Origin of the sequence: Aquabacterium sp. (genome assembly GCF_041909175.1) — a bacterium.
In the GTDB taxonomy this organism is placed as follows: domain Bacteria; phylum Pseudomonadota; class Gammaproteobacteria; order Burkholderiales; family Burkholderiaceae_C; genus Aquabacterium.
This window is the reverse complement of record NZ_JAYRDZ010000003.1, coordinates 1-26,395: the sequence shown is the minus strand read 5'-3', so window position 1 is coordinate 26,395 and position 26,395 is coordinate 1. Positions and strand designations below refer to the sequence as shown.

Genomic DNA, 26,395 nt, shown 5'->3' with positions numbered 1-26,395 from the left:
TCAGTTGAACGCCGCGATACCGGTGATGGCGCGGCCCAGAATCAAGGCGTGCACGTCGTGCGTACCTTCATAGGTGTTGACCACCTCCAGGTTCACCAGGTGGCGCGCCACGCCAAACTCGTCGCTGATGCCGTTGCCCCCCATCATGTCGCGCGCCATGCGGGCGATGTCGAGCGCCTTGCCGCAGTTGTTGCGCTTGAGCAGCGAGGTCAGCTCCACTGGCGCCAGCCCTTCGTCCTTCATCCGGCCGAGCCGCAAACTGCCCTGCAAACCCAGGCTGATGTCGGTCATCATGTCGGCCAGCTTCTTCTGGATCAGCTGGTTGGCGGCCAGCGGGCGACCAAACTGCTGACGGTCCATCACATACTGGCGTGCGCGGGCAAAACAGTCTTCAGCGGCGCCCAGTGCACCCCACGAGATGCCATAGCGCGCGCTGTTCAAACAGGTGAACGGCCCCTTCAGGCCACGCACATCGGGGAATGCGTTTTCTTCGGGGCAGAACACCTCGTCCAGCACGATTTCACCCGTGATGCTGGCGCGCAGGCCCACCTTGCCGTGAATGGCCGGTGCAGACAGGCCCTTCCAGCCCTTTTCCAGCACGAAGCCGCGAATGGCCCCCTCGTCATCCTTGGCCCAGACGAGAAACACATCGGCGATCGGGCTGTTGGTGATCCACATCTTGGCACCGCTCAGGCTGTAGCCACCAGGCACCTTGCGGGCACGGGTGATCATGCTGCCGGGGTCCGAGCCGTGGTTGGGCTCCGTCAGGCCGAAACAACCGATCCACTCACCCGAGGCCAGCTTGGGCAGGTATTTCTGCTTTTGAGCCTCGGTGCCAAATTCAAAAATCGGCACCATCACCAGCGAACTCTGCACGCTCATCATGCTGCGGTAGCCCGAATCCACACGCTCGACCTCGCGCGCGATCAGGCCATAGCAGACATAGTTGAAACCAGCGCCGCCATAGGCTTCCGGGATGGTGGCCCCGAGCAGCCCCAGTTCCCCCATTTCACGGAAGATGCTCACATCCGTGGTTTCCGTGCGAAATGCGTTCTGCACACGTGGCAGCAGGCGCTCCTGGCAATAGCGACGCGCGGCATCCGCCACCGCACGCTCGTCATCGCTCAGCTGGTCGTCGAGCTTGAAGGGGTCATTCCAGGAAAAGGCTGTACGGGTCATGGTGTTGAAGAGGTCCTTGGTGAGGTCCATGTGCAAGATGCGATCGATGCTAGGCAGCCCGTCTCCGGCCCAGTGCGCCACTTACTGCACCGCCCGCTGGTCCATTTGCCTGTCTGTATAATCGCGCCAGTCATTGGGGAGTAGCCGCTCTTCACGCTGAAGAGGCTGACGTCAACACACTTGACCCGCAGGTCATGGCGTCAGCGGTTCCCGCGCTTGGCAAGACCTTTGACCACCACGCACCCGTCCTGGCCGGAGGTGCGTTGTGGTCAATCGTGCGTCTTCCGGCCTGATTCACATCCCCCCCATGGAATCCATCCTCGTCTCCACCGGTGTCGTTGCCCTTGCCGAAATCGGCGACAAGACCCAGTTGCTGGCCTTCATCCTGGCTGCCCGCTTCAAAAAGCCCGTGCCCATCATCCTGGGCATCCTGGCCGCCACCATCGTCAACCACGGCATTGCCGGTGCACTGGGGGCCTGGATCACGGCCATGGTCAGCCCCGACATCCTGCGCTGGGTGCTGGGCCTGTCCTTCATCGGCATGGCCATCTGGACGCTGATCCCCGACAAGATCGAAGAAGAAGAAACCCAGGTCGCCCACAAGCTCGGTGTGTTCGGCGCCACGCTGGTGACCTTCTTCCTGGCGGAAATGGGCGACAAAACCCAGATCGCCACAGTGGCCATGGCCGCCCACTATGCCTCGCCGGTGATGGTGGTGATCGGGACCACCCTGGGCATGCTGATCGCCGATGTGCCTGCCGTGTTCGTCGGTGACAAGCTGGCCGCCCGCATCCCGATGAAGCTGGTCCACAGCATCGCCGCTGCCATCTTTGCCGTGCTGGGTATCGCCACCCTGGCAGGCGCTGGTGCGCGCCTGGGCTTCTGATCAGCCTGCAGCCAGGCGGCTCAGCTGCGTGATCTGGTCGATGCTTTCATGCATCGCATCCACGCTGCTGGCCAGGTCCTTCAGGTTGGCCAGACTGGCCGAGATGTTCTGCTGCTCGGTCGCGGTCTGTGCCCCCATCGAGGAAATGCGCTCGGCCGCCGTGATGCTCTGCTGTGCCATGCCCTGCGTGGTGGTGACCGTCTGGGTCGCCACATGGCGGATGCGTGAAATCGTTTCCACCGCATCGTGGATATCCTTGCTCGTGGCTTCCGCCTGAGACTTCGACGACTGCGCCAGGCGGCGCACCTCATCAGCCACCACCGAAAAGCCCCGCCCGGCATCCCCCGCGCGGGCCGCTTCCACCGCGGCATTGAGCGCCAGCAGATTGGTCTGATCGGCAATGCGGCCGATGCCCGACGTGATCTGGCTGATGCCTTGCGAAATGCGCTCCAGCTCGCCCAACTCCTGTTCCAGCACATGCTGGGCACCCTGGGTCTGGGACGCGGCATGGCTCAGCGAGCGGATGGAGTTTTCGGCGATGTCCAGCGCCTGCGACTGTGTCGACGTGGCCGTTTCCAGCCTGGGCAAGGCCTCCAGCAGCGGATCGATATGGCGCTGATAGGACGCAATGCGTGACATGGCCTGTTGCTGGATCGCGTTCAAGGCCTCCCAGCGCCCAAGCGCACGCTGGGCATAGTGCGCCGAATAGCTGGCATAGACCACCGGGAACTGGCGCATGGCCTTGGTGTAACCCTCGAAGAACACCAACGCAGACAGCGTCTGGTTGATGGGTACTCCCATCACCTCGCCAAAGCTGGAAAAGCCGGCTGCCGGCAACTTGCCGAAGAACTGAGCCTGCCCCAGCTCACGGCTGTTGCCCACCCGACGCAGCACGCAGTCGTTGAGCAACAGACCGGTGGGCTTGGGCTTGTCAGACAGGAATTTCTGCCAGTCGGACTCGGTGCTGCTCACGAACGGCGTGGCCTTCAGCAGGTGCAGGCGGTCACCGAACTCCAGGTCGCAGAAGAAGTTGATGCTGTCGACGTTGATGCTGGCGATCGAGCGGATGAAGTACTCGCTGCCCACGCGCACACCGAATGTGAAGCCCTCCAGGCGCGCCGCCAACTGGTCTCGACTGCAATGGAAGTGCTGACACAGCGCATCGATGATCGGCACCGGTTGGTGATGGCGATCAAACACCGACTTCACGGTACGCGCCACCGGGTCGGCCTCGGCCACCAGCCAACTGTGCTCGGTGGCTCCATAGTTCTGGCTCTTGAACGGCGCAAACGACACGCCCCGGGCCATTTCGCAAAAGATCACCAGCGCCTTCTCGCGCAGCACACCCTCTCGGGTGCCAATGTAGGTGGCCTTCATGTCCATCGTGCCACCGGCCGAGCCCCCTACCGCCAGACAAGGGAAGCGGGCGCAGGCGTACCAGGCCTGCATCAGGAAGCCCTCCGAGGCAGACACCCCATCGCAGTACACCATCGCAAAATGCCGCTCTGCGGAGAGGTTCATCTGCACAGGCATGCGCGCCAGATCAGCCTTGATGGCATCGATGCGGGCCTTGGCGGTGTGGGTGGAGCGCACATGCAGATCCACCACGCGCACCTCGTGCGCCCGAATCAGCCCCTCGGGCATCCACAGCCAGCTGCCCTGCTGACCCACCGCATCGCAGTAGACCGATTGACCAGGCTGGCTGCACAGCGCCCCTGAAGACGACAGGCACACCACCGTGAGCCCCTCTCGTCCCAGGGACTGCCACGCCGCATTGGCACGATCGAAATCTGCCTCCGGGGGAATGAACGCCATGAGCAGCCCCCGCTTGCCACGTATGCCCAAGGCCGCCAGAGAACGGGGCGGCTGAGCGCAATCGAAGTGACCACTGCGAGGGGCCTTGCGGGCAAAGAGAGCGTTGAACATGGGGCGGTTCCACTTCTGCAGAAGAGAAAGACTTGCGGGAAAACCCGCACACACCCATTAAATATCGTCCGTTTTTACTGGTTCTTGAGCCGGCATGCGCCTCGGATGTCACACACCAACCCGGTTCGCACTCACAAGCTCGCCATGTGGATCTGCGCTGCCTGCCACCCCAACTCGGCCAAGGGGCCAGCTTTTCGGCCTGTTTCTGCCGCATCTTGGGCGGTGGCGTTGCCATCAGCCGAACGCTGCGCAATACCATGCAGGATCGCGGCCATCCGGAACAGGTTGTAGGCCAGGTAATAGTTCCAGTGGCCTGCGGCGTCGCGCCCGGTAGCCTGGCTGTACCAGGCCACGTACTCCGACTCCTGCGGGATGCCCAGTTCGGCCAGATCCAGCCCACCGATACCGCGCCATAGTGCGGGCGGTATCCGCCAGGACATGCATTGATACGAGAGATCAGCCAGCGGATGCCCGATGGTGGACAACTCCCAGTCAAGCACCCCGATCACCCGCGGCTCATCAGGAGCGAAGATGAGGTTGTCCAGGCGATAGTCACCATGCACCAGCGTGCTGTCGTCGCCTGGAGGCAGGTACTCGGGCAGCCAGTCCATGAGGCGATGCATGGCATCGTTCATGGGAATCGTCGATGCACGGCACTGCCGCGACCAGCGGGCAATTTGACGGCCCACATAGTTGCCTTCCTTGCCGTAGTCGCCCAGGCCTGATGCGCGGTAGTCAACGGCATGGAGCGCTGCAATGACGCGGTTCATCTCCTTGTAAATGGCGCGCCGCTCGGCTGGCTGCAAACCAGGCAGGGACTGGTCCATGAACAAACGCCCCTGAAGGAACTCCATCACATAGAACGGTGTGCCGAGCAGTTCCTCGTCTTCACAATAGTGAAGCACTTGGGGCACCGGCACATCGGTATCCGCCAAAGCCTTCAGCACCCGGTATTCGCGGTCGATGGCATGCGCCGAGGCGAGCAACTCACCGGGCGGTTTCTTGCGCAGCACATAGTCGCGCGCAACCCCGGCGCCGTCGACCGACGTGATGCGATACGTCGGATTGGACTGCCCCCCCGCCAGCACACTCACTTGCAGGGGCCCGCTGCCTGCCAAACCCACGGCACGCAGGTAGTCACCCAGCGCTTCGGTGGGCAAGGTCTTTTCCATCTCGGTCATAGTGAACTCACCAAGTGTGCACCATCCACAGCGAGCGTCGCGCCAGACATTGCTGCGCCCGCGTCCGATGCCAGCAGCAGCAAAGGCCAGTCCAGATCGGCCATCTCACCAAATCGGCGGCTGGGAATGCGTGCCCGCAGCTTGTCACCAGCCGGGCTGGCAAGAAAGTCACGGTTCAGATCTGTCGTCACATAGCCAGGCAACAGCGCATTCACACGGATGCCATGGCGCGCCAATTCCAGTGCCAGTGCCTTGGTGGCCTGTATCACGCCGGCCTTGGAGATGGCATATGGTGCAACGCCGCCGGCCACCCGCTCACCCAGGATGGAGGCCACGTTGACGATGCTGCCCCCCTGCCCCGCGCTCACCATGCGGCGAGCAGCTTCGGTAGCCACCAGCCAGCTGCCCTTCAGATTGGTCTCCAGAACGTGGTCGAAATCTGCCTCGGTCTGCTCCAGAGCCGGACGGGTCACGGTCACGCCAGCGTTGTTGACCACCACATCCGGCACACCCCATGCGCACAGTGCATCCATGCCTTGACGCACACTGCTGCTGTCGGTGACATCCATCGTGAAGGCACGGGCTTCTCCCCCCTCCGCATGGATGGCCGCCACCAGGTCCTGCAGCTTGTCGGCGCGCCGCGCCGCCACCGCCACGCGGGCGCCAGCGGCCGCCAGCACATGGGCAAAGTGCATGCCGAGGCCACTGGATGCGCCCGTCACCAACACCAGCCGGCCCTGCAGACTGAATCGCTCCAAAGCGCCAGTCATGCCGCACCTCGGCTGCCCAGCAACTCAGCCTCGGCCTTGTCAGCCAAATGGGCCAGCTTGCGCGCCATGCTCCAGCGGTGCACCTCGCTGGGGCCATCGTAGATGCGGAAAGCGCGCATGTCGGTGAAGATGCGCATCACCGGCTTCTCTCCCGTGACCCCCTGCCCGCCCAGCACCTGCACGCAGCGGTCCACCACACGCCACTCGGCCTCGGAACAAACCACCTTGGCGCGGCTCGACTCGAAATTGCACTTCTCGCCCTGATCCAGCAGCCACGCGGTATGCCAGATATGGAGACGCGCGGTGTGCAGGTCGATGTCGTTGTCAGCCAGCATGAAACCGACGCCTTCGTGCTCCACCAGGGGCTTGCCGAAGGCTTGACGCTTGCGCACATAGTCAAGGGCCACATCGTGTGCACGGCGCGCCTGCCCCAGCCAGCGCATGCAGTGGGTGAGCCGTGCCGGGGCCAGTCGGACCTGGGCATATCGAAAGCCTGCGCCCAGTTCACCCAACACGTCGGACGCAGGTACGCGCAGGTTGTCGAATCGCAGCACGCCGTGGCCGCCTGTGAAACAGGTGTCCATCGCATCCATGTTGCGCTCCAGCACGATCCCCGGTCGATCCATGTCAGACAAGAACATCGTGGCTGAACCATCTTCCATGCGCGCCATGATGATGGCGTAATCAGCCCCGTCAGCCCCCGTGATGAACCACTTGACGCCATTGATCACGTAGTCATCACCATCACGCACGGCCACCGTCGCCAGAAGCGACGGGTCCGCACCCGCGCCAGGCGCCGGCTCGGTCATGGCAAAGCACGAACGCGTGTGCCCCTGCACCTGCGGAAGCAACCAGCGGGCCTTTTGGGAGGGCGTCGCCACCGCCTCCATCAGATGGATGTTGCCCTCGTCTGGCGCGTGGATGTTCAGTGCCGTCGGGCCCAGCCAGGAGTAGCCGGCCTCTTCAAACACCACCGCCTTTTCGACGTGGGTCAGGCCCAGGCCGCCCATCTCGCGCGAAGCGTGCGGCGTGAGCAGCCCTGCAGCCTTGGCCCGTGCCACCAATTCACGACGCAAGGCCTCACTCGGGCCATGGTGGCTCTGACGTTCGTCGTTCTCAAGCGGCATCACTTGCTCGGCAATGAACTGCCGGGTCTTGTCGCGCAGTGCCCGCAACTCGGGTGAAAGTGAAAAGTCCATGCTGTCGTGTGAGGCCGCCGCCAATTGCTCAACAATATTGTTGGACAATATTGTAGGTCATGGCCACCTACAATCCAAGCAAGCCATTCCGCCATCTCCAACACATCCCCAACGCATGTCACTCACTGACGCCACCACCAGCGCATCAAGCACGGTGGTCTACGGCATCCTCAATGGATTGGCAGAGCAGAAGATCGTCCCGGGGCAGCGGCTGGTCGAGGTGGACCTCGTGGCGCAATACGACGTGAGCCGCAATTCCGTGCGGGAAGCCCTGCTGCAACTGGCGGCACAAGGCGTTGTCGAGCTGCAGCGCAACAAAGGTGCAACCATCCGATCGCTCAGCATCGAGGAAACACTCGAGGTGCTGGACGTGGCAGAACGCATGACCGGCTTGCTGGCCAGAAGCGCGGCACAGGGCATCGCAGCCGGCAAGTCAGACACACCGCTTCGTGAGGCCCTTGCCGAACTGGAGCAGGCCAATGCGACTGGGGACACCCACGCCTTCGCGCGAGCCCGGCGCGGCCTCTATCGCGCCCTGTTGCACATCAGCGGCAGCCGCGAGTTGCAGCGGCTGTTTCCGTCTATTCAGATGCCGGTCGTCTACGCGCAGCACCGGCCATCCACGCTGCAACAGGTTCGCATGCGTGACTACCTGGCCATGTGCGACGCCGTACTCCGTGGCGATGCTTGTGCAGCTGACGCTGCCGGCATGGCGCATGTGCAGAACGTGCGCGCGGCCATCCTGACACAGTTGTCTAGTACGGTCAGCGGCGCTCGACCATCGGCAGATGGTGCCGCGCAAAATTAAACCAATCGAGGGAACTTTTCCCCACTTAGCACTCAAAGACATAGAGTGCTAATATTGATTGGAAGGACGACTCCGAAAGGACTGCCCGTAATGACTATCACCACTGCCATTGCCACCCGTGACCCCTGGACCCTGGTGCCCTCGCTGGGCAACCTGGATGCTTACATCCGTGCGGTGCAAGAGATCCCCATGCTGGAGGCCAACGAGGAGCAGGAGCTGGCGCGCAAGCTGCGCGAGCAGAACGACCTGCAAGCAGCTGGCCGGCTGGTGTTGTCACACCTGCGTCTGGTGGTGTCCATCTCGCGTCAGTACATGGGTTACGGTCTGCCCCAGGGCGACCTGATCCAGGAAGGCAACGTCGGCCTGATGAAGGCTGTGCGTCGCTTCGACCCGGATCAAGGCGTCCGTCTGGTCAGCTACGCCATGCACTGGATCAAGGCTGAAATCCACGAATACATCCTGCGCAACTGGCGCATGGTGAAGGTGGCCACCACCAAGGCCCAGCGCAAGCTCTTCTTCAATCTGCGGTCACTCAAGCACCAATTCAAGGGTGAGGCCGACGAAGAGCATGTCGGTCGCATGGCCTTCACGGAAGCCGAAATCCACCGCGTCGCCAGCCAGCTTGACGTGCGCCCGGAAGACGTGATCGAAATGGAAACCCGCATGGCGGGTGGTGACGTCGCCCTCGAAGCCCCAGCAGACGACGATCACGAAGGCACGCTGGCCCCGGTGCACTATCTGGCAGATGAAGGCCATGAGCCCACCCGCGTCATCGAAGCCCAGCACCGCGACTGGCTCGCCACCGACGGCATCAGCCACGCGCTAGGACAACTGGATGCGCGCTCGCGCCGCATTGTCGAAGAGCGCTGGTTGAAGGTGAATGACGACGGTTCCGGCGGCATGACCCTGCACGAACTGGCCGCCGAATACGGTGTCAGCGCCGAGCGCGTGCGTCAGATCGAGGCCGCCGCCATGAAGAAAATGCGCAAGGCGCTCAGCGAGACGGCCCAGGCCTGACCGAATCAGCGATCACCGACCGGGCGCCAGCCAGCCCGACTGCTGCAGCGCCTGCTCGCACTGCGCCGCGTCCACAAACTGAATGGCCTGCCAGCCCAGCTCGCAGGCCATTTCCACATTGCGTGGGTGATCATCAATGAACACCGTCCGCGCCGGGTTCACACCGAGGCGCTCCTGCGCGATGCGGAAAATGCCTTCGCCGGGCTTGACCTCGTGCACATCACAGGAAAACACACCACTGCGGAAATGCCGCAGGAAGGCGTGCCGAGACTCCAGATAGTCGGCGTAAGGGCGCGGCATGTTCGACAGAAAATGCAGCCGCACGCCAGCCGCTGCCAGCCGCTCCAGCCAGGCCACGGTGGCCTGCACCGGGGCCAGATGCGGCGGAATCGCCGACACCAGTGCGTCCAGGTCTGACAGTGGCAAGCCGGTCCGGGCAGCAATGCGGCGCAGGGTCTCGTCCCGGCTCAGCACACCCCGGTCAAACTCCGACCAGTCACAGCCCGGCACGAAGGACTGGAACACGGCTTGCGCAAGTGCCAGGGCTTCCTCGTCATTGCGAGCATGGTGAGGCCACACTTGCTGAATCAGCTTGGGTGGTTGCCAGTTGAACAGCACCCCACCGAAGTCAAACACAATGGCTTCGGCAGGCGACGCCGTGACGGGCAAGGTATTCATGTCTTCAGCGCAACACGCGAATCAGGGCGGCGGTGGCCTCGTCCAGCCCGGCGACATCACCTGACTCCAGCCGAGGCAGCAAGGTCTTGCACAGGGCCTTGCCCAGCTCCACCCCCCATTGGTCAAAGGAGTTGATGCCCCACAGAGCACCACTGACGAAGGTGCGGTGCTCGTACATCGCCACCAGGGCGCCCAGCGACTGCGGCGTGAGTTGCTCTAGCAGCAAGGTCATGCTGGGGCGGTTACCCGGGAAGGTGCGGTGCCGCGCCATCGCTTGCGCCGACATGGTGACCGATGCCGTCGGGGCAGATTCGGCTGCGGCCTCGGCTTCGGTCTTGCCGCACATCAGGGCCTGTGCCTGCGCCAGGCCGTTGGCCAGCAGCATGCGGTGTTGCTGCGCCATCAAATCGCGCAAGGCTGGCGACCAGTTGTCGTGTTCGCGGTGAATGGGCTCACGCACCAGGATGAACTCCACCGGGATCACGTCGGTCCCCTGGTGCAGCATCTGGAAAAAGGCATGCTGGCCATTGGTACCCGGTTCGCCCCAGACCACCTCACTGGTCGAATAGGGCAAGGCGTTGCCGTCCTGGTCAACGCCCTTGCCATTGCTTTCCATGACCAACTGCTGCAGGTAGGCGGGCAAACGCCGCAGACCATGGTGATAAGGCGAGACGCAACGGCTGCTGTAGCCACGGAAGTTGCGATACCAGACGTCCAGCAAACCCAGCCACATGGGCAGGTTGGCCGTCAGCGGTGCATGGGCGAAATGCTCATCCATCGCCCGGGCGCCTTCGAGCAGACCCAGGAAATGTTCGCGGCCCAGTGCCAGCGCAATGGGCAGCCCGATGGATGACCACATCGAGAAACGCCCGCCCACCCAGTCCCAGAATCCGAAGGTGGTGGTGATGCCAAACTCTGCAGCCAACTCGACATTCGTCGTGGTGGCCACAAAGTGCCGGGCAATGTCGTCGCGCCCCTGGTCCAGAAACCACTGCTTGGCCGCATGGGCATTGGCCATGGTTTCCTGGGTCGTGAACGTCTTGGATGCGATCACGAACAGCGTGTGGTCAGGGTGCAGGCGGCGCAGCAATTGCCCCAGATCCTGACCATCCACATTCGAGACGAAGTGGAACTGCAGCCCGGGGTGCACATAGGCATCCAGGGCCGGCACCACCATCTGCGGCCCCAGATCGGAGCCACCGATGCCAATGTTGACCACATCCCGGATATCGCCGGGCACCGCACCACCAGCCGTGGCCCGAACCGACTCGACGAAATCCAGCATGCGGTCAAGCGTGCCATGCACCTTGTCGCTGAAAGGTGCCGTACCCCGGGGAGCCCGCAGCGCCGTGTGCAGCACAGCGCGGCCTTCGGTGACATTGATCGGCTCTCCCGCCAGCATGGCGTCGCGCCGCGCTTCCAGACCGCACTCGCGAGCCAGATCAAACAGGTGCTGTGCCGTGGCCACGTCCAGCAAGGCCCGAGACAGGTCGACCTGCACATGCGGAGCCTGCAGCTTGAAACGCTCTACCCTGCCCGGGTCTTGCGCAAAGATCTGCCTCAGATCGAGGTCTCGGCCATGCGCCTCATAGTGCCCTTGCAGGGCACCCCAGGCCACCGTCCGATCACAGCGCGGAAAGCTCATCCTGCCCGCCCCTCAGCGCTGGGCTTCGATCAGCGCGTCGAGCTTGCCGGCATCAACGGCAAACAGCCGGATGCCTTCGGCCAGTTTTTCGGTGGCCATGGCGTCTTCGTTCAGGGCGAAGCGGAACGCGGCTTCAGTCAACTGTGCAGGTGGAGGCTGGATGTGGCTGGCCGGTGCCAGGCGGCGCTCGACAGCACTGTCGGCAGCTTGCAATTGCGCCAGCAGGTCCGGGCTGATCGTGAGCAGGTCGCAACCGGCCAGCGCCGTGATCTGACCCACATTGCGGAAGCTCGCCCCCATCACTTCCGTGCGAATGCCATGCGCCTTGTAATGGTCATAGATACGGGCCACCGACTTCACGCCCGGGTCATTGACGCCAGCATTGGCGGCCTCATCCCAGCTGGCACCGGCGGACTTCTTGTACCAGTCATAGATGCGACCAACGAAGGGGGAGATCAGCTGCACATTGGCGTCCCCGCAGGCCTGCGCCTGGCAGAACGAGAACAGCAGTGTCAGATTGCAATGGATGCCCTCGAGCTCCAGCTCTCTAGCAGCCTGGATGCCTTCCCAGGTGGCCGCGATCTTGATGAGCACGCGCTGGCGGTTGATGCCGGCAGCTTCATACAGACCAATCAGGCGACGTGCGCGGGCCAGGGTGGCCGGGCGGTCAAAGCTCAGGCGGGCATCCACTTCCGTGGAAACGCGCCCCGGCACGACTTTCAGGATCTCAAGCCCGAAACGAACCAGCACATGGTCCACAATCTCTTCGAGCGAGGCGCCCTTGTGGGCCGCAACCGTATCGGCCAGCAGGGGGGCGTAATCGGGCTTTTGAACCGCCTTGAGAATCAGCGACGGGTTGGTGGTGGCATCCTGAGGCAGGAATTGCGCCATCTGCTTGAAATCACCGGTGTCCGCCACGACCGTGGTGAACTGCTTGAGTTGATCGAGTTGCGAAGCCATGTATCCAAAACCAGACCGAAAAGAAGAAGCCGGCGGATTCCGCGCCTATGACACAGACCGCCTGCAGCGAATTGCTTTATCTTGCACCTTATTTTGAACGCATTTTCATGACGAACTGTTTGCATACCCGCTTTCAAGGGGGACGGGATGTCCTTTGAGCTGGTTTTCTTTGGGGGCACGGGCGACCTGACCTGGCGCAAACTGATGCCGTCCCTGTTTCAGGCTTGGCGACATGGCAAATTGCCCGCTGACGGCCGCATCCTGGCCGTGGCCCGTGATGACCGCGACAGCGCCGGTTACCGCGCCTGGCTCAAGGCCCGGCTGCAAGAGGCCGAAAGCGCCAAGCGCCCGACAGATGAAGAGTTCAGCCGGTTTGCCGAGCTGATCCACTACCTGCGCATGGACCTGTCGCAGGAGGCCGACTACCTACGTCTCAAGAGCTGGCTGGAGTCGCGCCAGGCCGACACCATCGTGATGTACCTGGCCACCAGCCCGCATCTGTTCCCTCAGATCTGCCAGCAACTGGGGCAATGCGGACTCAACCACGAACGCGTACGCGTCGTGCTGGAAAAGCCACTTGGTCATGACCTGGCCAGCGCACAGGAAATCAACCGCGTCGTGCGATCGGTATTTTCCGAACGCCAGGCCCTGCGCATCGACCATTACCTTGGCAAACCATCGGTTCAGAATCTGGTGGCCCTGCGTTTCGGCAATGTGCTGTTCGAGCCACTGTGGCGCCGCGAAAACATCGCCAATATCCAGATCACCCTGGCAGAAAGCCTTGGCGTGGGCACGCGCGGTGATTTCTATGACCGCACCGGGGCGCTGCGCGACATGATTCAGAACCATGCGCTGCAATTGCTGACCATGATCGCCATGGAGCCGCCCTCGAGTGCCGATGCCGATGCCATCCGCGACGAAAAGCTCAAGGTGCTGCGGTCGCTCAAGCCGTTCGACGCCTTCACCGTCGGTCGCGATGTGGTGCGAGGGCAATACCGCGCAGGCTCGATTGATGGCGAGCACGTACCGGGCTACCACGAGGAAGACAAGGTCCCCGCAGACAGCCAGACCGAAACCTTTGTGGCACTGCGCTGCGAGATCGCCAACTGGCGCTGGGCCGGGGTGCCCTTCTACCTGCGCACAGGCAAGCGCCTGGCACAGCGTCACTCGGAAATCGTCGTCAACTTCCGCCCGATTCCGCATCCGATCTTCCCGGGCTCGCACGCGCCCAACCGGCTGGTGATCAAGCTGCAACCCGAAGATGGACTGGAGTTGCAGTTGCTGGCAGCCAAGGGCGGATTGAGCTCGGTGCTGGCTGGCGGCAACGGGCACGAGGCGCTCAGCCCGGTGTCACTGGATCTGGACTTCGACAAGGCCTTCCCGACAGAACGCGTCGGTGCCTACGAGCGCTTGCTGCTGGATGCCCTGGCCGGACGGCTGAACCTGTTTGTCCGCTCGGATGAGCAGGAACAGGCCTGGCGTTGGGTGCAACCCATTCTGGACACCTGGGCTCAGGACCCCTCAGGTCTGCGCCCTTATGCAGCGGGAACCTGGGGTCCACCGGCATCGAGTGCCCTGGTGGCACGCGACAGCTTCACCTGGCCAGAAGAGCTCTGACCTCAAGCCGACTGCAGGAGCCCATCCACGCCATAGAGGCGCGCCAACTCCTGAAGCTTGACGGGCAGTGAACGCACAGCGAAGGCGCGGCCCTTGGCCCGCGCCATGCGCTGACACTCGAGCAGCACGGCCAGCGCACTGGAGTCGAACTGCTGCAAGGTAGAACCATCCACCGTCAGCATCGCCAGGGCCGCTTCAGCCGTCGTCGCCGCCGCAGCCTGGTCCAGCGTCTCCTTGAACAGACGCAGGGTGGCAGGCACTTCGGCGTGCGTGAGTACGGCGGGCAGCATCAACATGGTCTCACCCTGCCGTTTTCTTGGTGGCAAGCTGCTTGTTGCGCTCGGTCAGCTTGGCAATCAGGCCATCGATACCCGACGCAGAGACTTCCTGGGCAAAGCTGGCGCGGTAGGTTTCCACCAGCCAGGCACCCAGCACGTTGACGTCATACACGCGCCAGCCCGTAGCGGCCTTTTCCAGACGGTAATCGATCTGGATCGGATCGCCCTTGCCCTTCACGACGGAACGCACCACCACTTCGGTGTCGTCCGGACGCGAGCGAACAGGCTTGTATTCGATGGTCTGGTCACGGATCTGACTGACTGCACCGGCATAGGTATAGACCAACAAGGTCTTGAACTCTTCCTGCAGCCGTTTTTGCTGGTCGGGTGTGGCCTGACGCCAGTTGCGCCCCACCGCCGAGGCGGTCATGCGCTGGAAGTCGATGTGAGGCAGGACCTTGGCCTCGATGACGGCAATGGCCTTGCGCAGATCGCCGCTCTGGATCGCCTTGTCCTGACGCACGGTGGCAATCAGGTCAGCCGTGATGGACTGGACGAACACATCCGGTGCCTGCGTGGTAGCGGCGACCGGCGCCGTTTCAGCATGGGCAGCGACCAGAGGCCATGCGGCACCTTGCAGCGCCAGAACAGCCACCGCAGCACGCAACAGAGAAGAAGAGAAAACCGTTTTCATGTTCATGAGTGAAAAGTCTGTTCAAAAGGCTTAACGCACGACATCGTCTGCGCGTAGACCTGCGCGTTCAGCCACAGTGATGACAGGCGAGCCTTGATGCAGCGAGGGTGCCAGCGACTGCGGGCGCTCAGCGGGCTTTTGCTCCGGCTCGTCGTAGCGCTCATCCTCGTAGGGCACATCCTCTTCCTCCGGGGGCTCCCCGTTGTAGATGAGGCTGATGCGGCGTTGCAGATAGGCATCCCGCACAAACGAGTATTTGTCGAGGGCAATGTCCTGCAGCAGATCGGTCGCACCCAGCACATTGGCCCGCGTGTTAACCAATTGGGTAACCCGGGCGATATTGGCCCCTGCCGGGGTCGCCATGACGGTCGAGGCGCTGAAATACAGATCAGCTGGCAAGCCCACCGAATCACGGAACGTGGAAGAACCCAGCACAGGCCAGACGATGTAGGCCCCGGATGGCACGCCCCACACACCCAGCGTCTGCCCGAAATCCTCGCTCTGCCGCTCCAGCCGCATGGGGGTAGCCATGTCGATCAGACCGCCCAGACCGAACACCGTGTTCACGCTGACGCGCATGATCTGGGTGGCCCCATTACCAGGGTGACCCTGCAGGAACAGGTTGACGGCCGACCAGACATCGGTCAGATTGTTGACGAAGTTCGTGACGGCGGTACGGAAAAAGTCCGGCGTGGCTGCCTTATAGCCCTCGGCGGCAGGTTTCAGCACATGCTGATCCAGGCCATCATTGAAGGCAAACACCTTGCGGTTGTAGGCTTCCAGCGGGTCACGATTCTGCTGTGTCGCGCAGCCTTGCAGGATCAAACCGGAGACCAGCACCCCTGCGACAACCAGCATGCGGCTCAGACGAGCCTGCTGCCTTGTTTGCCTCATTTTTTATCTCCCGTCGACGACGGACCATCGGCCGCCTTGCTGAACAGGAACTGGCTGATCAGGTTTTCCAGCACGATGGCGGACTGGGTTGTCTTGATGGCATCACCTTGAGCCAGGACCTTGTCATCGTAGCCAGGTTCGAGCCCAATGTACTGCTCACCCAACAGGCCAGCCGTGAGGATCTTGGCAGAAGTGTCCTTGGGAAAGGCTGCACTCTTCTGAATCTCCAGGTCCACCGTAGCCTGGTAGGTCTTGCCATCGAAGTGGATGGCCTTGACACGCCCCACCACCACGCCGGCGCTCTTGACCGCAGCCTTGGGCTTGAGGCCACCGATGTTGTCAAAACGGGCACTCACGGAATAGGTCTGCTCGAAAGACAGGCTCAGCAGGTTGCCCGCCTTCATCGCCAGAAAAAGAATGGCCACCGCGCCCAGCAGCACGAACAGGCCAACCCAGACATCATGTTTGGAACGTTGCATCGTTGTTATCTCCGCCAACTCGATATGACCCGGTCAGATCGAGAACATCATGGCTGTCAGAATGAAATCGAGCCCCAGCACGGCCAGCGAGGCCATCACCACGGTACGGGTCGTGGCGCGGGACACCCCTTCCGGGGTCGGTTGACACTCGTAGCCCTGCAGCAAGGCCACGAAGGTCACGGTAAGGCCAAAGACAATGCTCTTGATCAGCCCATTGCCCACATCGGACCAGACTTCGACGCCGCCTTGCATCTGGGACCAGAACGAGCCATCGTCGATGCCGATCAGCACCACGCCAACGACCCAGCCGCCGATCACACCGACTGCCGAGAATACCGAAGCCAGCAAGGGCATGGCGATCACACCACCCCAGAAACGAGGGGCCAGCACCCGCTGAATGGGGTCTACCGCCATCATTTCCATGGCCGACAACTGCTCACCGGCTTTCATCAGCCCGATGCCTGCCGTCAATGACGTGCCTGCACGCCCGGCAAACAGCAGGGCCGCAACCACCGGGCCGAGCTCACGAACCAGCGACAGGGCCACCATTTCGCCCAGGGCCTCGCTGGAGCCGAAGCGCTGCAAAATATAGTAACCCTGCAAGGCCAGCACAAAGCCGACGAACAAGCCCGAAACCACAATGATGGCCAGGGAATAGTTGCCCAGGAAGTGGATCTGCTCCACCAGCAGACGGCCGCGACGCAAGGTCGCCCCCAAGGACAGCAGCAGACGGCCAAACAGCCGTGCAGCCGTGCCAATATCTGCCAGCTTGCTGCGAACAGCGAACCCAATACGGGAAAGCAAGTCAATCACCATCAGCGCACCCCGTAATCCTGCCCCGCATCGACAGCGGGATAGTGGAACCGAACGGGACCATCCGGCTGCGCACGCACAAACTGCTGAACCAACGGATCCTCGCTTTCACGCATCTGCTGCGGCGACCCCTGCGCCACAACCCGACCGTTGGCCAGCAGCACCACGTGGTCAGCAATCAGGAAGGTCTCTTCGACATCGTGGGAAACCAGGATACTGGTCATGCCCATCGTGTCGTTCAACTCGCGAATCAACCTGGCCGACACGCCCATCGAAATGGGGTCAAGCCCGGCGAAGGGCTCGTCATAGAGCATCAACTCCGGGTCGAGCGCCATGGCACGAGCCAGCGCCACGCGGCGAGACATGCCTCCGGAGATCTCGCTGGGCATCAGGTCGCGCGCACCGCGCAAGCCCACGGCATTGAGCTTCATGAGTACCAGATCACGGATGATGGACTCAGGCAGACGCGTGTGCTCGCGCAGCGGAAAGGCCACGTTTTCGAACACCGACAGGTCGGTGAACAAGGCACCGAACTGGAACAGCATGCCCATGCGGCGACGCATGGCCATCAGCGCGTCGCTGTCGAGCGTCGACATGTCGACGCCATTGACCAGAACCTGTCCGCTCAAAGGCGACAGTTGCCGACCGATCAGGCGCAAAACGGTCGTCTTGCCTCCACCGGAAGTTCCCATCAGCGCGACCAACTGGCCACGGGGGACTTCGAGGTTGATATCGGACAGCACAACACGGTCACCGTAGCCACAGGTGACTCCGCGCAACGACAGCATGGCCGGCGCCTGGTCGGTCGTCGGCTCGACTTCGGATGCAGAAGTAAGTGGTGGTGTCATGACAAAAAAATTGGCCGGTGAACACTCACCGGCCATTGGATCATAGGGGATTCCCGCCCTATCGATTGTTGCAGCTTCGAAAAGCCTGCCTGTTCACGGTGTCAACACTTGCTTAACGCGGCAAACTCGTGACACCCATCAGGGACTCGTCGATGGCACGGGCTGCCTGACGGCCTTCGCGGATGGCCCAGACCACCAGCGACTGACCGCGACGGACGTCGCCAGCTGCAAACACCTTGTCGGCGCTGGTCTTGTAACCACCCTCGACCTCGGTCGTTGCCTTGGCGTTACCACGGGCGTCCTTGTCCACGCCAAAGCCTTCCAGCAGGGTGGAAACCGGATTGGTGAAACCCATGGCCAGCAGCACCAGATCAGCCTTGTAGGTCTTCTCGGTGCCGGCGATTTCTGCGAATTTGCCGTCCTTGAACTCGACGTGCACGGTCTTCAGGCCGGTGAGCTTGCCCTTTTCACCAATGAATTCTTTGGTGGCAATGGCGAACTCGCGGGTGCAACCCTCTTCATGGCTCGAGGAAGTGCGCAGCTTGATCGGCCAGTAAGGCCAGGTCAGGTCCTTGTTTTCCTGCTCGGGCGGCATGGGCATCACTTCAAACTGGGTGACGCTCTTGGCACCGTGACGGTTCGATGTACCCACGCAGTCGGAACCCGTGTCACCACCACCGATCACGATCACATCCTTGCCGGTGGCCATGATCTGATCCTTGACCTTGCCGCCCGCATTGATGCGGTTTTGCTGCGGCAGGAACTCCATGGCGAAATACACGCCTTCGAGGTCACGCCCGGGCACCGGCAGATCACGCGACTGCTCGGAGCCACCGGCCAGCAACACGGCGTCGAATTCAGCCTTCAGCTGTTCAGGCGACACGGTGGTCTTGGCCCAGTTGGTGACCTTGGAACCCTTGGGCATGTCGCCCACGATGGTGTTGGTCTTGAAGACCACGCCTTCGGCTTCCATCTGCTTGACGCGCTTGTCGATGTGCGACTTGTCGAACTTGAAGTCGGGAATACCGAAACGCAGCAGGCCACCAATGGTGTCGTTCTTTTCGAACACGGTCACATCGTGACCGGCACGGGCCAGCTGCTGGGCAGCGGCCATGCCGGCAGGGCCGGAGCCCACGATCGCGACCTTCTTGCCCGTCTTGACGGCAGCCGGCTGAGGCTTGATCCAGCCTTCGGCCCACGCACGGTCAACGATGGCGTGCTCAATCGACTTGATGCCGATCGGATCGTTGTTGATGTTCAGCACGCAAGCGGCTTCACAGGGTGCCGGACAGACACGACCCGTGAAATCGGGGAAGTTGTTGGTGCTGTGCAGAACTTCGATCGCGCGCTGCCAATCCTGGTGATAAACCAGGTCATTGAAGTCCGGGATGATGTTGTTGACCGGGCAGCCGTTGTTGCAGAAGGGCGTGCCGCAATCCATGCAGCGCGCACCTTGTTGCTTGGCCTGCTCGGGCGTCAGACCGATGACGAACTCTTTGTAGTTCTTCAGGCGCTTTTCGACGGGCTCGTAGCCCTCTTCCAGGCGCTCAAATTCCAGAAAGCCAGTGACTTTTCCCATTTCAAACTCCTAACGCGCTGCTCAGGCCTTGGCCTTGGTGGCGGACTTGGCCTTGGCAACCGCAGCCGTGGCTTCTTGCTTGGCGCCCATTTCGCTCAGGGCGCGACGGTATTCATGCGGGAAGACCTTGACGAACTTGGGCATGGCGGTGGCCCAGTTGTCCAGGATCTCGCGGGCACGCAGCGAACCCGTCCAGCGGTGATGGTCTTCGACCAGCTTCTTGAGCATGGCTTCGTCGGCCAGGCCCTTGTGCATCGGGATACCGGCGTCGGCTTGCTCAGCAGCAGGCAGCACCTTGTCCAACGAGACCTGGGCGGTGTTGACGCGCTTGGCGAACTGACCGTCTTCGTCGTAGACGTAAGCCACACCACCGGACATGCCGGCTGCAAAGTTGCGGCCGGTCTTGCCCAGCACAACCACGGTACCGCCGGTCATGTATTCACAACCGTGGTCGCCCGTGCCTTCCACCACAGCGGTGGCACCGGACAGACGCACACCGAAACGCTCGCCGCCCACACCGCGGAAGAAGGCCTCACCGCTGGTGGCACCGTAGAGCACGGTGTTGCCCACGATGATGTTGTCGGAGGCATTGCCACGGAAGTCGATGCTCGGACGCACGACCACGCGGCCACCCGACAAGCCCTTGCCGGTGTAGTCGTTGGCTTCACCGATCAGGTACATCGTGATGCCCTTGGCCAGGAAGGCGCCAAAGGATTGACCACCCGTGCCTTCCATCTGGATGAACACGGTGTCGTCAGGCAGACCATCGGGATGGTGCTTGATCAACTCGCCCGACAGCATGGCGCCGACGGTGCGGTTGACGTTCTTGGCCACTTCCATGAACTTGACCGATTCGCCGCGCTCGATGGCCGGCTTGGCCTTCTCGATGAGGCGCTGGTCGAGTGCCTTGTCCAGACCGTGGTCCTGATGGGCCACGTGCAGACGAGGGATTTCGGCCGGCACTTGCGGCAGGGCGAAGACCTTGGAGAAGTCCAGACCCTTGGCCTTCCAGTGTTCGATGCCCTTGCGGGTGTCGAGCAGGTCAGAGCGGCCAATCAGCTCGTCGAACTTCTTGATGCCCAGTTGGGCCATGATCTGACGTGCTTCTTCGGCAACGAAGAAGAAGTAGTTCACGACGTGCTCAGGCTTGCCGGAGAACTTCTTGCGCAGCACCGGATCTTGGGTGGCCACACCCACCGGGCAGGTGTTCAGGTGGCACTTGCGCATCATGATGCAGCCTTCAACCACCAACGGGGCAGTGGCAAAGCCGAACTCGTCGGCACCCAGCAGGGCACCGATCACCACGTCGCGACCGGTCTTGATCTGACCGTCGGTCTGCACGCGCACACGGCCGCGCAGGCGGTTCAGCACCAAAGTCTGCTGGGTTTCGGCCAGGCCGAGTTCCCACGGCGTGCCGCAGTGCTTGATCGACGACCAGGGCGATGCACCCGTGCCACCGTCGTGACCGGCGATCACGATGTGGTCGGCCTTCGCCTTGGCCACACCAGCGGCCACAGTACCGACGCCCACTTCGGACACCAGCTTGACCGAGATGTCAGCCTTGGGGTTGACGTTCTTCAGATCGTGGATCAGCTGAGCCAGGTCTTCGATCGAGTAGATGTCATGGTGCGGAGGCGGCGAGATCAGACCCACACCCGGCACGGAGTGACGCAGCTTGCCGATGTACTCGGACACCTTGCCGCCAGGCAGCTGACCGCCTTCACCGGGCTTGGCGCCTTGAGCCATCTTGATCTGGATCTGGTCAGCAGACACCAGGTACTCGGTGGTCACACCGAAGCGGCCCGATGCCACCTGCTTGATCTTCGAGCGCAGGCTGTCGCCTTCCTTCATCTCGTAGTCGGCTTCGATGCGCGAAGCGCCCACGATGTCGGAAACCTTGGTGCCGGCCTTGATCTTGATGCCCTTGAGCTCGTCGCGGTAACGACGCTCGTCTTCACCACCTTCACCGGTGTTGGACTTGCCGCCAATGCGGTTCATGGCCAGGGCCAGCGTCGAGTGGGCTTCCGTGGAGATGGAGCCCAGCGACATGGCGCCGGTGGCGAAGCGCTTGACGATATCGGCTGCGGATTCGACTTCCTCCACCGGAATGGCCTTGGTCGGATCGATCTTGAACTCGAACAGGCCACGCAGGGTCAGGTGGCGCTTGCTCTGATCGTTGATGATCTGGGCGTATTCCTTGTAGGTGTCGAACTTGCCCGAGCGCGTGGAGTGCTGCAGCTTGGCAATGGCGTCCGGCGTCCACATGTGCTCTTCGCCGCGGGTACGCCAGGCGTACTCGCCACCAGCGTCCAGTGCGTTGGCCAGCACGGGGTCGTTACCGAAAGCAGCCTTGTGGTTGCGGATGGCTTCTTCAGCCACTTCAAACACACCGATGCCGCCGACTTGCGTGGGCGTGCCACGGAAGTACTTGTCGATCAGTTCCTTGTTCAGACCGATGGCTTCGAAGATCTGAGCGCCGCAGTACGACATGTACGTGCTGATGCCCATCTTCGACATGATCTTCGAGAGACCCTTGCCGATGGCCTTGATGTAGTTGTAGATCGCCTTGTCGGCCGACAGGTCGCCCGGCAGGTCCTTGGCCAGCTTGACCAGGGTTTCCATGGCCAGGTAGGGGTGGACAGCTTCCGCGCCGTAACCAGCCAGCACGGCGAAGTGGTGCACTTCACGGGCGGTACCGGTTTCCACGACCAGACCGGTCGAGGTACGCATACCCTTGCGGACCAGGTGGTGGTGGATGGCCGACAGGGCCAGCAGCGCAGGGATCGCGATGTTGGCGCGGTCCATCTTGCGATCGGTGATGATCAGGATGTTGTGACCGGACTGGATGGCTTCCACCGCTTCCGCACACAGCGAAGCCAGACGGGCTTCCACGCCGTCATGACCCCAGGCAGCGGGATAGGTGATGTCGATTTCGTACGGTGTGAACTTGCCGCCAGTGTGCTTCTCGATGTTGCGCAGGCGCGCCATGTCGTCGAAGTCCAGCACGGGCTGGGTCAGCTCAAGACGCATCGGCGGGTTGACGGCGTTGATGTCCAGCAGGTTGGGCTTCGGGCCCACGAAGGACACCAGCGACATCACCACGTTTTCGCGGATCGGGTCGATCGGCGGGTTGGTCACCTGGGCGAACAGCTGCTTGAAGTAGTTGTACAGCGGCTTGTTCTTGTCGGAGAGCACGGCCAGGGGCGAGTCATTGCCCATGGAGCCGGTGGCTTCTTCGCCGTTCTGGGCCATCGGCGCCATCAGGAACTTGATGTCTTCCTGGGTGAAGCCAAAGGCTTGCTGGCGGTCCAGCAGCGATTCACCGAACTCGCCCACAGCGCCCTTGTCGTCGAAGCTGTCGAGCTCGACGCGGACGTTTTCGATCCACTGGCGATAAGGCTTGGCCGAGGCGTACTGGTTCTTCAGTTCCTCGTCTTCGATGATGCGACCTTGTTCGAAGTCGATCAGCAGCATCTTGCCCGGTTGCAGACGCCACTTCTTGACGATCTTGTTTTCCGGAATGGGCAGCACGCCCGACTCGGAAGCCAGCACGATCAGGTCGTCGTCGGTGATGATGAAGCGTGCGGGGCGCAGGCCATTGCGGTCCAGCGTGGCGCCGATCTGGCGACCATCGGTGAAGACCATGGCGGCAGGGCCATCCCAGGGCTCCATCATGGAAGCGTGGTATTCATAGAAGGCGCGGCGACGCTCGTCCATGGTGGCGTGCTGTTCCCAGGCTTCCGGGATCATCATCATGGCGGCATGGGCCAGCGGGTAGCCTGCCATCACCAGCAGTTCGAGCGCGTTGTCGAACGTGGCGGTGTCGGACTGACCATCCATGCTGATGGGGTACAGCTTCTTCAGGTCGTCGCCCAGCACGGGCGACTTCATCACACCTTCACGGGCGCGCATCCAGTTGAAGTTGCCCTTGACCGTGTTGATTTCGCCGTTGTGGGCGACCATGCGGTACGGGTGAGCCAGCGGCCATTCGGGGAAGGTGTTGGTCGAGAAACGCTGGTGCACCAGCGCCAGTGCCGACACCACGCGCTCGTCGAGCAGGTCACGGTAGTACTTGCCGACCTGGTCGGCCAGCAGCAGGCCCTTGTAGATGATGGTGCGGCACGACATGCTGGGCACGTAGTACTCGCCACCATGGGTCAGGTTCAGGCTGGAAATCTTGCTGGAAGCCGTCTTGCGGATGACGTAGAGCTTGCGCTCCAGGGCATCGGGCACCAGGATGTCATGACCACGGCCGATGAAGACTTGGCGGATGACGGGTTCCTTTTCACGCACCAGCGGCGACATGGGCATGTCGCGGTCGACCGGCACATCGCGCCAGCCCAGCAGCACCTGACCTTCGTTCTTGATGGCACGTTCGAGCTCTTGCTCGCAAGCCTGACGCGATGCACTTTCCTTGGGCAGGAAGATCATGCCAACGCCATATTCACCAGGCGGAGGCAGCTCGACGCCCTGCTTGGCCATCTCGGCACGGTAGAACTCATCGGGGATCTGGATCAGTAGACCGGCACCGTCACCCATCAGGGGGTCGGCACCCACCGCGCCGCGGTGGTCGATGTTTTCCAGGATCTTCAGACCCTGCAACACGATGCTGTGCGCCTTCTGGCCTTTGATGTGCGCGACGAAGCCCACACCGCACGCATCGTGCTCGGCGTTGGCATACATGCCCAGTTCGGCTGCGGCCTGGATCTCCTGACGGGTCGCCATGTGGGTGGCGGCATCAGACACGGGGGTGATAGGGAACGTCGTTCCCGAAGTCGCCTGGGTCATGTGGGCGCTCCAGAAAATGGTTAGTGTGGAAAAACAACACGGGGACTCGCGAGGATACTCCCGCACCACCGTGTTTTCAAGCACAACATAAAGGGTCTGACCCCAATTAAGTGGTAAGCACGCCACCCGCGCCAAATAAATAGGGTCACATCGTCTTGCGAGGGCGGCCGCGACGCTTGGGCTGAACACGCCGATCGGCAGTTGCCTCGATGGCCGCCAGGAACGTCGCCTCACCCAGCGCCCAACCTTTGTGAGCGGCTTGGGCCAGCCGCGTAATCCGAGCCAAGGGCAGCCCCTCATCGAGGCGATCCCGCCACACCGCTTCGCGCTCGAACGGTGTGTTACCCAAAGCCCAGAACAAGGCGTGGTCGGTGATCAGGGGGTCGTTGCGCATCCCGAGATGGTGCGGCGCACTCGACCAGGGGTCAGCCCGACCTGCTTCGATGCGCCCTTCCCTGACAGCATGCTGCTCGATGAATACCATGCAATCAAGCAAGTAGTGGGCCGGCTCTACAACCGTGGAACGGTAGCGACCAGCCCACAGTCCGCCCTGGCGGGCATGCCGCTTGTTGAACGCCGCAACATAGCGCCTTCCCACGCCTTGCATCATCAAACTGAGCCCTGTTGTCGTCGACGGCGCAACCAACAGGTGGAAGTGATCCGGGGTGATCACATAGGCATGGATCAGGACACCCGCCTCACGCGCCGCCGTGGCCATGCAGGTGCGCAACAGGGCTGCGTCTTCATCGTCCACCACCAACTGCTGCCCAGGCAGCACCCGCTGAACAACAAGTTGCGGCCACCCGGCCACTCCCAAACGAGGCATGCGTGCCATGAACTCACCCCAGACTGATCTGACCCCAATATTGCCACAGCCCTTCCGCCAACTCGTCCCAAAACGTGGGCGATGACCGTATGCACAGACCAACAATCAAACACCCGTTTAATATTGCACGAGTTGCGTAATCCCAACAGCCGTTTGAATCTTCACGCGGACGGCACACAACGCAACCGCACCCAACACCATCACCCCCCGTTAAACCAATCCAAGGAAAAAGACTGACCCGGCATTGCAGGGCTTTTTTCTGGCCGGGTGTCCAGGTGCTTTTTGTCCAGCAGAAAGCACGTTGTCAGACAACTTCCTACACAACTTGTAGCCGGCAGCCGACCTTTCTTACAGACGGTTGCCTATCAAGAAATCTGGCCGGTATTTGCACAATGAATCCATCGACAACGCCACAACGACTTGATTCAGGAGCCCCGCCATGAACGCCGACCAGATCCTCTCCGAAATCCGCGAAGTCAACCTGTCCTACCTGATGCTGGCCCAAAGCCTCATCCGCACCGACCGCGAACAAGCCCTCTTCCGCCTGGGCATCTCCGAAGAAGCCGCCACCATGCTGGCCACCCTGTCGCCCGCGCAGGTCCTCAAGCTGGCCTCGGGCAACACCCTGCTGTGCCGCATGCGCATCAACGACGACATGGTCTGGGGCCTGCTGACCAACCACGGCAAGACCAGCGCCGCCACCGATGTGGCCCGCCTGCACGCCTCCATCCTGATGGCCGGCCAGCACCAGGAAGCTGCCTGAGCCACCCGCCCCTGACGCCAGACCTGACATCGCACCCAGCCGGAGACCCACCATGCGTACCAAGAGCCTGTTGACCGAAGCCAAGCAAATCGAGCGTGCCGTCACGCTGATCAACCTCGGCGCACGCCTGCAGGTCCTGGAGTCAGAGACCGACATGTCCTACGAGCGCCTGCTGCGCCTGTACAAGGAAGTCTCGGGCAAGTCGCCTTCGAAAGGTCAGCTGCCGTTTTCGACCGACTGGTTCATGACCTGGCAACCCAATATCCACTCGAGCCTGTTTCTCAACATCCACGAGTACCTCAACAAGGCCGCCGAGATCGACGAGATCGACACGGTGATCAAGGCCTACCAGCTCTATCTGGAGCAGACGCAGACCCAGGGGCTCGAGCCGCTGCTGTCGGTGACCCGCGCCTGGCGTCTGGTGAAGTTCATCGACAACGGCATGCTGACGATGACCAAGTGCTCCAAGTGCGGCGGCCACTTCGTGAGCCACCCGCATGAAATCTCGCGCCACTATGTCTGTGGCCTGTGCAACCCGCCGGCTCGCGCCGGCAAGGGCAAGGCTTC

23 protein-coding genes and 1 riboswitch are annotated in these 26,395 nt (G+C 62.1%); of the genes, 6 read left to right on the top strand and 17 right to left on the bottom strand.

The features are described from left to right. The gene (locus ACE3PH_RS05145) at nt 1–1,209 is read right to left on the bottom strand and encodes an acyl-CoA dehydrogenase (protein WP_374316924.1); all 1,209 of its coding nucleotides are present in this window, start codon (nt 1,207–1,209) and stop codon (nt 1–3) included. Between the two features lie 93 nt (nt 1,210–1,302). Beyond that, a riboswitch (yybP-ykoY riboswitch) is annotated at nt 1,303–1,472 on the top strand. A gap of 14 nt (nt 1,473–1,486) precedes the next feature. On the opposite strand from ACE3PH_RS05145, the gene ACE3PH_RS05140 reads away from it, so the two are divergent. Further along, nucleotides 1,487–2,065, top strand: a complete 579-nt coding sequence (locus ACE3PH_RS05140) for a TMEM165/GDT1 family protein (RefSeq protein ID WP_374316923.1) — start codon at nt 1,487–1,489, stop codon at nt 2,063–2,065. Here ACE3PH_RS05140 and ACE3PH_RS05135 read toward each other — a convergent pair whose 3' ends face one another. The 4 genes from ACE3PH_RS05135 to ACE3PH_RS05120 all read right to left on the bottom strand — a co-directional run bounded on the left by ACE3PH_RS05135 (nt 2,066) and on the right by ACE3PH_RS05120 (nt 7,141). Next, nucleotides 2,066–3,991 carry a methyl-accepting chemotaxis protein gene (locus ACE3PH_RS05135; RefSeq protein ID WP_374316922.1) on the bottom strand — a complete coding sequence of 642 codons (1,926 nt, stop codon included), beginning with the start codon at nt 3,989–3,991 and terminating at the stop codon, nt 2,066–2,068. It abuts the gene before it with no gap. A 131-nt stretch (nt 3,992–4,122) separates the two neighbouring features. Then, nucleotides 4,123–5,172, bottom strand: coding sequence for a phosphotransferase (locus ACE3PH_RS05130; protein WP_374316921.1), 1,050 nt, complete (start codon nt 5,170–5,172; stop codon nt 4,123–4,125). Continuing rightward, entirely contained in the window at nt 5,169–5,942 is a 774-nt protein-coding gene (locus ACE3PH_RS05125; RefSeq protein ID WP_374316920.1) for an SDR family NAD(P)-dependent oxidoreductase, read from the bottom strand. Before ACE3PH_RS05125 ends, ACE3PH_RS05130 begins: the two co-directional genes overlap by 4 nt. Further along, the gene (locus tag ACE3PH_RS05120; RefSeq protein WP_374316919.1) at nt 5,939–7,141 is read right to left on the bottom strand and encodes an acyl-CoA dehydrogenase family protein; all 1,203 of its coding nucleotides are present in this window, start codon (nt 7,139–7,141) and stop codon (nt 5,939–5,941) included. The genes ACE3PH_RS05125 and ACE3PH_RS05120 overlap by 4 nt, the downstream gene beginning before the upstream one ends. A gap of 115 nt (nt 7,142–7,256) precedes the next feature. Between ACE3PH_RS05120 and ACE3PH_RS05115 the strand changes: the two genes are divergently transcribed. Together ACE3PH_RS05115 and rpoH are read left to right on the top strand one after the other, a co-directional pair. Further along, the gene (locus tag ACE3PH_RS05115) at nt 7,257–7,949 is read left to right on the top strand and encodes a GntR family transcriptional regulator (protein ID WP_374316918.1); all 693 of its coding nucleotides are present in this window, start codon (nt 7,257–7,259) and stop codon (nt 7,947–7,949) included. A gap of 90 nt (nt 7,950–8,039) precedes the next feature. Beyond that, nucleotides 8,040–8,966, top strand: coding sequence for an RNA polymerase sigma factor RpoH (gene rpoH / locus ACE3PH_RS05110; RefSeq protein WP_374316917.1), 927 nt, complete (start codon nt 8,040–8,042; stop codon nt 8,964–8,966). A 12-nt stretch (nt 8,967–8,978) separates the two neighbouring features. Here rpoH and ACE3PH_RS05105 read toward each other — a convergent pair whose 3' ends face one another. The 3 genes from ACE3PH_RS05105 to tal are packed head-to-tail and all read right to left on the bottom strand — an operon-like array spanning nt 8,979 to nt 12,249. Next, on the bottom strand, nt 8,979–9,644 hold the full coding sequence (locus tag ACE3PH_RS05105; RefSeq protein WP_374316916.1) for an HAD family hydrolase: 666 nt from the start codon (nt 9,642–9,644) through the stop codon (nt 8,979–8,981). A 4-nt stretch (nt 9,645–9,648) separates the two neighbouring features. Then, nucleotides 9,649–11,289: a glucose-6-phosphate isomerase gene (pgi, locus tag ACE3PH_RS05100; protein ID WP_374316915.1), complete on the bottom strand. Its 1,641-nt coding sequence runs from the start codon at nt 11,287–11,289 to the stop codon at nt 9,649–9,651. A 12-nt stretch (nt 11,290–11,301) separates the two neighbouring features. Beyond that, nucleotides 11,302–12,249 carry a transaldolase gene (gene tal, locus ACE3PH_RS05095; protein ID WP_374316914.1) on the bottom strand — a complete coding sequence of 316 codons (948 nt, stop codon included), beginning with the start codon at nt 12,247–12,249 and terminating at the stop codon, nt 11,302–11,304. A gap of 147 nt (nt 12,250–12,396) precedes the next feature. Here tal and zwf point away from each other — a divergent pair, with 147 nt between their 5' ends. After that, complete coding sequence (gene zwf, locus ACE3PH_RS05090) at nt 12,397–13,866, top strand: glucose-6-phosphate dehydrogenase (protein ID WP_374316913.1); 1,470 nt, start codon at nt 12,397–12,399, stop codon at nt 13,864–13,866. A gap of 2 nt (nt 13,867–13,868) precedes the next feature. Here zwf and ACE3PH_RS05085 read toward each other — a convergent pair whose 3' ends face one another. From ACE3PH_RS05085 to ACE3PH_RS05045, 9 genes are all read right to left on the bottom strand, one after another. Continuing rightward, entirely contained in the window at nt 13,869–14,162 is a 294-nt protein-coding gene (locus ACE3PH_RS05085) for a lipid asymmetry maintenance protein MlaB (RefSeq protein ID WP_374316912.1), read from the bottom strand. A gap of 4 nt (nt 14,163–14,166) precedes the next feature. Continuing rightward, entirely contained in the window at nt 14,167–14,844 is a 678-nt protein-coding gene (locus ACE3PH_RS05080) for a phospholipid-binding protein MlaC (RefSeq protein ID WP_374316911.1), read from the bottom strand. Between the two features lie 24 nt (nt 14,845–14,868). Continuing rightward, entirely contained in the window at nt 14,869–15,732 is an 864-nt protein-coding gene (locus tag ACE3PH_RS05075; protein WP_374316910.1) for a VacJ family lipoprotein, read from the bottom strand. Then, nucleotides 15,729–16,211 carry an outer membrane lipid asymmetry maintenance protein MlaD gene (mlaD, locus tag ACE3PH_RS05070; RefSeq protein WP_374316909.1) on the bottom strand — a complete coding sequence of 161 codons (483 nt, stop codon included), beginning with the start codon at nt 16,209–16,211 and terminating at the stop codon, nt 15,729–15,731. The genes ACE3PH_RS05075 and mlaD overlap by 4 nt, the downstream gene beginning before the upstream one ends. Nucleotides 16,212–16,244: 33 nt before the next feature. Then, on the bottom strand, nt 16,245–17,015 hold the full coding sequence (mlaE, locus tag ACE3PH_RS05065) for a lipid asymmetry maintenance ABC transporter permease subunit MlaE (protein ID WP_374316908.1): 771 nt from the start codon (nt 17,013–17,015) through the stop codon (nt 16,245–16,247). A gap of 11 nt (nt 17,016–17,026) precedes the next feature. After that, nucleotides 17,027–17,812: an ABC transporter ATP-binding protein gene (locus ACE3PH_RS05060; RefSeq protein WP_374317273.1), complete on the bottom strand. Its 786-nt coding sequence runs from the start codon at nt 17,810–17,812 to the stop codon at nt 17,027–17,029. A 172-nt stretch (nt 17,813–17,984) separates the two neighbouring features. Then, the gene (locus tag ACE3PH_RS05055) at nt 17,985–19,451 is read right to left on the bottom strand and encodes a glutamate synthase subunit beta (RefSeq protein WP_374316907.1); all 1,467 of its coding nucleotides are present in this window, start codon (nt 19,449–19,451) and stop codon (nt 17,985–17,987) included. A 21-nt stretch (nt 19,452–19,472) separates the two neighbouring features. After that, nucleotides 19,473–24,176: a glutamate synthase-related protein gene (locus ACE3PH_RS05050; RefSeq protein ID WP_374317272.1), complete on the bottom strand. Its 4,704-nt coding sequence runs from the start codon at nt 24,174–24,176 to the stop codon at nt 19,473–19,475. A gap of 208 nt (nt 24,177–24,384) precedes the next feature. Beyond that, nucleotides 24,385–25,074 carry a transposase gene (locus tag ACE3PH_RS05045; RefSeq protein ID WP_374316906.1) on the bottom strand — a complete coding sequence of 230 codons (690 nt, stop codon included), beginning with the start codon at nt 25,072–25,074 and terminating at the stop codon, nt 24,385–24,387. A 430-nt stretch (nt 25,075–25,504) separates the two neighbouring features. Between ACE3PH_RS05045 and flhD the strand changes: the two genes are divergently transcribed. Next, entirely contained in the window at nt 25,505–25,828 is a 324-nt protein-coding gene (gene flhD, locus ACE3PH_RS05040; RefSeq protein ID WP_374316905.1) for a flagellar transcriptional regulator FlhD, read from the top strand. A 52-nt stretch (nt 25,829–25,880) separates the two neighbouring features. Further along, nucleotides 25,881–26,395, top strand: a 515-nt coding sequence (flhC, locus tag ACE3PH_RS05035) for a flagellar transcriptional regulator FlhC (RefSeq protein WP_374316904.1), incomplete at its 3' end; no start/stop codon positions are given.